General features: G+C 56.6%; 7 protein-coding genes and 1 pseudogene. All 8 read right to left on the bottom strand.

Annotated elements, in window-relative coordinates:
• The coding region (locus ABYP39_RS16110; RefSeq protein WP_372783553.1) for a DUF1513 domain-containing protein at positions 1 to 492 on the bottom strand (492 nt) is incomplete at its 3' end.
• Positions 482 to 1,573, bottom strand: coding sequence for an imelysin family protein (locus ABYP39_RS16105; RefSeq protein ID WP_372783551.1), 1,092 nt, complete (start codon positions 1,571 to 1,573; stop codon positions 482 to 484). The genes ABYP39_RS16110 and ABYP39_RS16105, both read right to left, overlap by 11 nt.
• Before the next feature lie 9 nt (positions 1,574 to 1,582).
• Positions 1,583 to 2,755: a di-heme oxidoredictase family protein gene (locus tag ABYP39_RS16100; protein ID WP_372783549.1), complete on the bottom strand. Its 1,173-nt coding sequence runs from the start codon at positions 2,753 to 2,755 to the stop codon at positions 1,583 to 1,585.
• Between the two features lie 52 nt (positions 2,756 to 2,807).
• On the bottom strand, positions 2,808 to 4,046 hold the full coding sequence (locus ABYP39_RS16095; protein WP_372747594.1) for an imelysin family protein: 1,239 nt from the start codon (positions 4,044 to 4,046) through the stop codon (positions 2,808 to 2,810).
• 63 nt (positions 4,047 to 4,109) lie between these two features.
• Positions 4,110 to 5,111: a metal-dependent hydrolase gene (locus tag ABYP39_RS16090; protein ID WP_372747593.1), complete on the bottom strand. Its 1,002-nt coding sequence runs from the start codon at positions 5,109 to 5,111 to the stop codon at positions 4,110 to 4,112.
• Between the two features lie 136 nt (positions 5,112 to 5,247).
• Positions 5,248 to 5,730, bottom strand: coding sequence for a hypothetical protein (locus ABYP39_RS16085; protein WP_372747592.1), 483 nt, complete (start codon positions 5,728 to 5,730; stop codon positions 5,248 to 5,250).
• 179 nt (positions 5,731 to 5,909) lie between these two features.
• Positions 5,910 to 6,980 carry a PotD/PotF family extracellular solute-binding protein gene (locus tag ABYP39_RS16080; protein WP_372747591.1) on the bottom strand — a complete coding sequence of 357 codons (1,071 nt, stop codon included), beginning with the start codon at positions 6,978 to 6,980 and terminating at the stop codon, positions 5,910 to 5,912.
• Positions 6,981 to 6,983: 3 nt separating this feature from the next.
• Positions 6,984 to 7,082: pseudogene (locus ABYP39_RS16075) on the bottom strand (ABC transporter permease); the annotation flags it as partial.

Here is a 7,082-nt window from a genome sequence, read left to right as displayed (position 1 = left end):
CGTGACCAGCTGGTGAGGACCGACGCCGCCGCTGTGCATCTGGTCGAGTCTTTTGAAGTTATCGAGGGTGTCATAAATCCCGATGATGCCGACGCCGCCATTGGCATAGTCGTTCTCGGCGGTCAGTAGATAGCGGCCATTGCTGACGAAGGTGCCGTGGCCGTAGAAGTGCCGTCCAGTGGCGGCTTTAATCTGCGCTTTTACTGCGCCGCTGTTAGCGTCCAGCACCAGCATCCAGCGGCCTGGGCGGCGGGCGAAAAAGACAACACTATTTGACGTCCGATGCAGTATTACATCGTGGCCACGGCCGGGGCTGGGCACTTGAAAGCGCAACTCACCCTGCGCCCAGCAGCACAGAAAGTGTCGGCCCTGGTGATCGGTTGCAGCAGAGTAAATTCGCTCTCCTGTCGATGCTTGAGCAGGGAGCACGGCGCTTGCCAGGGCGCCACCGGCGAAGCCGAGTAGGGTGCGGCGGGTGAGATCAATCGCCATCGTTTGCGTTAAACCCCAGGGTAATTTCAAGTGCAGCGGGCACTTCGCGTTTTAGTGCGGCGAGTAAGCCGCCGAGCACTTGGTGCAACTCGTGAATTGATTGCTGTGCCGCCGGCTCGGCATGGCCCTCGAAAAAGTTGCCTTCAATGGCTGCGGTTGCGCTGATGGCGTGATCGAAGTCGGCGCTAATTTTTTCAGCGAGCTCAGCTGCTCCGCGCTTGGCCAATAGGTTCGCCAGGCCCTTTCCGTCGCCCGCGCTGTAGAGCAGTTGTAGACTGTGCAAGTTGATCAATATGGCTTCGCGCGACTGGCGGCTGCGCCACCATTCAAGCAGATAGGGATTGGCCTGGCCGCCGTCAGCCAAGCCCAGTGGGCGCTCCAGTTTGTCGCGTTTTACGCGCTCCAATCCGTAAACTAACGTTTCTATAACAGCGGCGATAGACGCCTTGGTATCAGGGAAATCGAGATTGTTTTCGCCCGGCTGCGCCCAGTGAGCAAGGTAGTTCTGTCCGTTTGGATGCCAACCCTGATAAAGGGTTTCTCCAACCTGGTGGAGGTTCATTGCTGCTGCACTGAGGTGCTCGCAGTAGTGACCTGGGACACCGCTTACCAAGGACTCGGAGGGTTTGTCGTAAAGCAGGTATTCCATTGCGGATAAACCCTGAATTACCACACTGGCGTCTTGCAGTGCGGGCAGCGTGATGGCATCGTCGCGCCGCACAAACTGTTCGGTTTTGCGGGCGATCAGGTTCTTTCTGTCCGGCCAGAACTGCACCTTCCAGGCCTGATTATTTTCAGTGATAGGGCCGAACTGAATGTTCTGTATGCCTTCCCAGGCATTCATTGCGGCTATCCACTTGCCGCGCATGGCTGCCAGGTCTTTACCGTCGCGCTGCTGTTGAGCACAAAACTGCTGGGCCTGTTGGCTCAGGTTCAGGCTTTCCCCGAGAAAGCGTTCGTGCAACGGGAGAATGGCCAATGCGCCGGTATCATCCAGTGCCGCCTGCTCCGGTGATTTGCCGCAGGCACTGATGAGGGTTGTGAGCAAAACTACAATGATAACGTTACTAAAGCGTTGCATGATGTGTCCTTAAAGCGCGCGCAGGAATTCTACCAGTGCCTGCCTTTCGCCGCTGGTAAATGCTCGAAACATTTGCTGGCTGCGTTGTGCTTCGCCCCCGTGCCAGAGAATGGCTTCCTCGAGTGTGCGGGCGCGACCGTCGTGCAGCCACGGGCCGTCATCCAGTGCCCACAAGGGGGCTGTGCGCCACTCGGCGGCGTCTGCTGAGCCGCTCGGATCAGCCAGGGCCGACCCCATATCATGGAGCAGAAAATCGCTGAAAGGATAAATGGTCTGCTGTGATAGCCGTGAATTGGTGTGCGATCTGGTTTGCCATTGGGGTCGATGGCAAGCCGCACAGCCCGCTTCATTGAACAGCTTCCAGCCCTGGTGGTGTTGGCGTTCCAATCTTGCCTGCGGTATGCCCAAAGCGCTTAGGAATGCGACCACCTGCCTCAAGTGCTTGGTGCTGATTTCGGGTTCACCGCCGCTGATGGCGGAGCAGCCCAGGGCTGGGCAGCCGGGTTCCACCGGGAAAAGGTGGGAAGTAATGCCCATGTCTTCAACAAAGGCGCGTGCAACCTGATGCTCCAGAGAAGGGCTTTCCGCCTTCCAGCCGAAGCGTCCCGGCCCATTGGGGGTGTTGGCGACGCGGCCACTGATGCCGTCGTTGTCGCTATCGAGCGGGTCGGCCCCTGCGGCGATGTCGCTCGCGGCGATGGCGTCAATCAGACCCATACCTACCAGTGGTGGTGCTAACCGGGGTGACAGCGGCTGTGGCGGCTCGGCCTGGAAAACGAGGGCGCGCAGATTGTGTTGCTCGCCATCGGGGTAACTGTGCGGGTGTTCGCGAAAGGTCAGCGCGACACGACCTTCTGCACTAAAGCCGGGCAGGGCGCGGGTCTGAAGCTGAGAATTCGTTGAATCTTGGAGTCGAAAAATCAGGCCACCGATCTGGTCGGTGGAGCGGGCGGGTAGTTCACCGCGGCCGTTGTGCTGATGGCAACTGCTACAGCTGTGGGCGTTAAACAGTGGCCCGAGACCATCCCGGTCGCGGGTGGTGCTGGGGGCGATAACCCAGGGTTTGGTAAACAAAGACGCGCCGACACTGTGTTCGAGTCGTTCGGCTGGGCTCAGCGCGGTTGATACCGATAGCCGGGTGGCGGGGGTGGAAAGCTCCCCCCCCAGGTTTGCTGGTGGCATCGCCGGCTGGCAGGCGCTGAGCGACGCGGCCAGCCCCAGGCAAAAAACGGACTTAAAACGCCGCACCGGAACTGTCGACGCCCATCGCTTCGGCAAGAGCCTCGAGTGCTTCCGTCTGATACACCAGCGCCTCAATAGCTTCGGTAACCAGAATTCGCCCGGCGAGATTGCCCTCTGCGATCATCTGGTCAAACTTCATAAGTGGCTTGCGCCGCTCTGCGGCGTCTACCAGTGCATGGGTTTTGGCAACGCTCTGGGTCATCGCCTTACGCAGTCCTTCTGCGGCTTTAGGCGCAATGGTGCTTGCCAGCTCCGCCAGCGATGGACCGCCAACGCGATCGCCGTTAATGCGCTGGTACTGCCCCAGATACAGGTTCTGCATGCCCAGCGCATTGTAGTAGTGGGAATAGTGGGTATTGTCACTAAAGCAGTCGTGCTCGTCTTCAGTGGAGCTCGCTTCCAGTGCTACTTTCATCCGCTCGCCGGCCAGCTCACCCAGCGACAATGAGCCAATGCTGAAGATGATGCTGTTGATAACGTCCTCTTCCGTCATCTCGCTGTAGCGCTTATGCAGGGATCCGCCGGACTGCCAGCGGCTTACCATGTCTTCCAGGTCACTGACCAGCAGCTCGGTTACCGCTTTCAGATAGGCGCGACGGCGGTCGCAGTGACCGTTACTGCAGTCCTTTCCGGTTGCGTAGTCGGTGTAGGGGCGCTGTCCGGCGCCGGGGCCGGTGCCATTGAGATCTTGTCCCCACAGCAGAAATTCAATGGCGTGATAGCCAGACGCGACATTGGCTTCAGAGCCCGCAAAGGTATGAAAGGAGCGAATCAGTTCAGGTGTCAGCTTGGTGGCGTCGATTTCCTGGCCGCCGATGTGGATAACCGGGTTGGCAATGATATTGAGCTGCGCGCCAATATTGCCCATTTCATGGAAGTAGTCGCTGGCGACGTAATCGATCAATCCTTCATCCAGCGGCCAGGCGTTGAGCCCGCCTTCCCAATCATCTATCTCCGGATTGGCAAAGCGGAAAGTCTCGCTTTGCTGGTAGGGCACGCGGGCCTTGCGCCAGGCGGTGCGGGCCTCGCCGAGGGTTTTCTCCGAGGGTGTCGCGAGCAGCTGCTCTACGCTCGTTTGCAGCTGGCGCGCCGCAATCAGGGAATCCTCATACACCGCGGATGCCAGTGTGATATAGGTTTGATTGATGGACTCTGCCTGTACCAGGCCGGCCACACTCAGCATAAAGGCGGCAGTGAGGTATTTGATGGTAGAAAAGCGGGGCGCGGGCATGAGGCGCGAACTCCAAAGGCACGAGAATCAGAGCATTGTATGCTTAATGAGAATTGTTCGCAATTAAGGTGGTGGGCTTTTGCCTTGCAGCCGCTGCCAGTAGCGCTCTCGTTCCGCCCTGTCGGCGGTCGGCAGGCGTTCAAACGCTACGCCGCTGTCGCGCTGGTCTGGCTCAAAGCGAATGCCCCACAATGGTCGTGCACTGGCTGGATCCATCGCATAGCGGAAATCGCCCAGAAACCAGTCGTCTGGCGATTCTGCGAATTTGTAGCGGAACAGCCAGTCATCGGAAAAATGTGCGAAGCGCTCTACATCGCGGTGCAAGGTAGTGCCCGATGGGGCGATGTCGTCTGCTGTGATCTGCGCGACCTGAGCACCAGGGGTAAGTCGTGCTGACCCCGGGGGCAGGTAAATGGCGACGTTGTGGAAGGTGCCGCCGCTGTCCACCAGACCTCGCCACAGCAGCAGGTTGGCAAACGAGGGTTTAGTGATATGGCGCTCGACGGGCAACCCGGTGCGCTCTGCCCACTGCAGCAGCGTCTGCTCGGCACGTTGGTGTTGCCAGCCGCCGAGGCTGAGATAGGCAAGTGCCCACAGTGCGGCTGCTGCTATAAATCGGGGGCGCTTAAGGCCGGTCAGAAGCAGTGCGATTAGTGGCAACGTAAACAGTGGATCAATGACGCTGATCCAATTCAGTGCTGCCCGGTGATCGGTCAGTGGCCAGCCGAGTGACGTGCCATAGGACGTGAACGTGTCGAGTATGCCATGAGAGAGGTAGCCTAGCAGACACACAATATACAGTTGTGCAAACCCTATATGTCGTTTCAGCAGGGGGTACAGCAGCAGCGCGACAATGCCACCGCCCACCGGTGCAAACGGTATGGCGTGGGTGAAATGTCGATGGAAGTCGAGCGCGAGCAAAGCGTCTTCACTAGAGCGAATCAGAACATCAAGATCTGGCGCCATGCCTGCTAACGCGCCCGCAACAGCGGCTACCTTTCGCTTGCCGCGTCCGCCGGCTTGCGCCCATAGCGCACCAAAAGTGCCCTGTGTTATCGGGTCCATCGCATAATTTCTTCAGTAAATTCCGGGGCACCATAGCGCAAACCCGGCCGTATGGGAACGCAGGCTCTGGTGACTTCGAGACCTGGTGAGGTGTAGCAGGAATGGCGCGGGCCAGGCCCGCGCTATAAGTGAGGTGTTACTCGGCTTCTTCCATTTCCGATTTGAAGTTGTTCCAGGCTTGCTCAACTTCGTTGGACGCGGTTTTCAGGTTGTCCACCATATCGCTGTACATGTTGGCGATGGCATCTTGCTCATCCTGTGTTGCTGCATCCGCTTCCGCCATGTTGTCTGCGACCTCGTCTTGAAAGTCATCGGCGGCGTCTTTCATGTCTTCGGTGGTGTCGTCAATCTTGTCGAGCATGTCTTCATACATGTCCTCGATCGCCGCGCGCTCATCGGCGGTGGCATAGGCGGCTTTATCCTGTAAGCAACCCAGATAATCCTGGCTCTCCTGGGTGAAATCCTTTAATTCAGCTTTGGCCTGATCCATCTGTGACTGGGTGGCGCTATCACCATCAGGCACGTTAGGCATTTGCGGCTCATTGCAGTCGATCGCAAAGGCTGCGCTGGAAAACAGGGTAACGCCGGCTGTCGTCAGAATAGTTTTGCTGAGTTTCATGAGTCGTTCTCCTCCTTAAGTTTCCGTTGTCAGCAACGGTAGGCGTACCGGAGAGCGATCTCAAACGCTATAGCGGTAATATGCCGCAGTAAAAATGGCCTCAGCAGAAAATTGCGAAAACGCACACGTTTACGGTGTGCGATATTCACAAGCTCGATGTAAATATTTTACGTCTGACGCTAGCGGACTTTGATCTCTGTCCAGAGACGACTGGTCATACGCCGTTCTTTGGTGTTGCGGGCAGTAATGGTTTCCAGCGTTTTGAGCTGCTCGTTGCTGGGGAAAATCGCGTTGATTGCAAGAATCTCGGGCTCGATCAAGCTTTTTGCCGCAGCATTAGGGTTGCCAGTGCCCACGATGTTGGTCAATTCAGCTGCATTTTCCGGTGCCATCATAAAATTGACAAATTGGTGGGCCAATTCCGGGCTACGCGCCTTTTTTGGAATGACCATGTTGTCCAATGCCAGCACAGCACCCTGTTTGGGTAATACAAAGCCGATGGAAAACGGGCGGCCGGCTTCTCGGGCATCACTGCGCGCCTGAAACATGTCGCTGGAATAGCCGTGTGCTACCCAAATGTTACCGACCGTCAGTTCCTTGATATAGCTTGAGGAATTAAACGCAGCCCAATAAGGTTTTGCCTTGAGAATAACTGCTTGAGCTTCTTTAAGGTGTTTCTCATCGGTGTCATTTACCGAATAACCCAGGTATTTCATGGCAGCAGCGAACAGTTCTTCAGAGTCATCCATCACGGTGACTTTGCCTTTAATTTTTGCCAGTACTTCCGGGTCAAAAATCACGCGCCAGTCGGCCGGATCAATGCCAAGCTCTTTCAGTTTATTCTCGTTAAAGCCAATCAGGGTTGTGGTGAATGCATAAGGCATGGAGAACTGATTGTCTGGGTCGTAGCTACGCTGTAAGAAACCGGCTGACACATTTTTAGTGTTTGGCAGTTTGGTTTTATCCAGCGGCATCAGAAAGCCCTGTTTGATCAGCGCTTCGACGGCATTTTGAGTGGGCACAACTACGTCGTAGTCGCCGCCACCGGCCAGGAGTTTGGCCATCATTTCTTCCGTGGAAGAGAAATAGTCCTGCACCACTTTGCATTTGCACTGCTTTTCAAAGCGAGTGACAGTCTCTTCGGCGATATAGTCGTTCCAGTTAAATAGATTCAGCGTCTTATCCGCGTGAGCCTGTGACAGGCCCAGTGACAATACACTCAACACAACACCAGCAAACAGTTTGTTCATAGTTCAGCTCCGGAGGGATTGCGGGGAGAAGCGAGACAGGGCGGTGATCAGAATCAGCGTCACTAGCATCAACAGTGTCGATACGGCATTTACTTCTGGTGT

This window comes from Litorivivens sp., assembly GCF_041625495.1.
Taxonomy (GTDB): Bacteria; Pseudomonadota; Gammaproteobacteria; order Pseudomonadales; family Spongiibacteraceae; genus Litorivivens.
This window is presented reverse-complemented; position numbering and strand designations above follow the sequence as displayed.